This is a genomic window from Paenibacillus sp. IHB B 3415 (genome assembly GCF_000802655.2).
In the GTDB taxonomy this organism is placed as follows: domain Bacteria; phylum Bacillota; class Bacilli; order Paenibacillales; family Paenibacillaceae; genus Paenibacillus_AQ; species Paenibacillus_AQ phytohabitans.
Genome location: NZ_JUEI01000180.1, coordinates 1 through 1,505 on the forward strand (window position 1 = coordinate 1; position 1,505 = coordinate 1,505).

At 47.6% G+C, this 1,505-nt stretch carries 1 protein-coding gene; it reads right to left on the reverse strand.

Annotation, left to right across the window (positions count from 1 at the left end):
- Positions 1-2 precede the first annotated feature (2 nt).
- Positions 3-1,355: a transposase gene (locus QW71_RS36005; protein ID WP_039310847.1), complete on the reverse strand. Its 1,353-nt coding sequence runs from the start codon at positions 1,353-1,355 to the stop codon at positions 3-5.
- Positions 1,356-1,505: the final 150 nt, after the last annotated feature.

Sequence of the window (1,505 nt, forward strand, 5' to 3'; positions counted from 1 at the left end):
ACTCAACTTTCGCAGCCTAAATCTCCAAACAAACCCTTGATATAGCTGGGTAAACTAGAGATCCAATCCTGGAGTTGACAAAAAACTGCTGTTCTGTTCTTCTTGGTTTTGGCCTCTGACATTTCGAGAAATAAATTCATGAGTTGCTGAAGTGCGGTCTGGTAATCCAGATCACGGACTTCATCGGCAAAGAGAAAAAAGAGTCCTCCGAGTGTCCGGTTATCACTCGATTGACGCCGTTCGTATTCCATCGCCAAATAACGGGTGAATACAATCGTGGTATGGCTAATCAGTTGGTCAAAAGAGCGTCCCTGGAACTCCGTCCCCAGTTTCAAATAGCTTTTAGTGACTTTGAAAAAGGTCTCAATACTCCAGCGCATGCCATAGATTCGTACGATTTCAGCTGCATCCAGCGTGAGATCTGTACTCAAAATCGCCAGCCACTCCCGTTTTTTATTCCGGTTGCGGACAAACACAAGCTTCACGGACAGACCGCAGGTCGTTTGGACGATGACGGAGCCTTTAATGTCCTTGGCAGTCGAGGGGGGAAGACTTTGAAACACTTCGCGCAGCGTCATTCGCTTGCCTTGAACCAGATAGCGTTGTTTCATTTCTTTCACCATGCCAATCACGTGAAGACCTTTGGCAGTGAGCTCGCGAAGCAATGGAGCTTGCGTAAACCAGCTGTCCATAAGGACGTAGTCGGCGGTGAATCCTGCACGTAGCGCTCGATCCAGCAAGGCCACAACCGCATCCGGTTTCCGGGAAAAGGCCTCCATCCGCCGTTTGTATCCATTGCTGCGTTTGGAAAGATTCGAAGTCATTTCGCATAGGCGATTAGCCAGTTTAGCTGAAGACAGCATGACAAAGTCAAGCGGAGCGAAGCTAAAACCGTCCGACCAACCGAGCGTTAGCATGGTGTACCCTTTGATAAATTTACCAGTGGAATGGTCAAAGACTCGTGCCAAGAGCTCTGCCTTTTTGCTCCGGTTTCGGCTGAGCACCGAATCGTCGATGATGAACACCCGCACACGTGTAGAAGAAATAAGCGATTCGAAGCCCTGCACAATTTGAAGACTTAAGGTCTGCAAAAAGCGCCGCCAAGCAAAAGAAGCTTGATTTAAGAAACGATAGATGACATCTTTACCGGGAAGATCCGCTCCACGGTCACTTTCCAGAAGACGAAACCAGTTCTTTCCTTCGAAGACCAAGGAGAACACGATTTGAAAAATCGCTAGGCTCGAAAGACCAAAGGACTTTGAAATGCCTGCATGCCGCAAGGCTTTGCCAATGTGGAGAGTGGCAAAAATTTTGGAAAAGCGAGACTGTTCAGACAGGGAATGTTGTTGTAACATAGGGTTACACACCTTTCTTGTTGGCATGGTTGCTCGACACTTCCATGATACCAAACAAGCGAGGTGTTTTTTGTCAACTCGGCTAAAGGTAGCGAATTCTTCTTACGCCCTCAAGGGTTTAAGTCGATTTTCTAGGTGCGAAAGTTGAGT

Bases quoted from the DNA above. Each gene is read 5' to 3' on its own strand.
- QW71_RS36005 (WP_039310847.1), bottom strand. From the start codon at position 1,355: ATGTTACAACAACATTCCCTGTCTGAACAGTCTCGCTTTTCCAAAATT.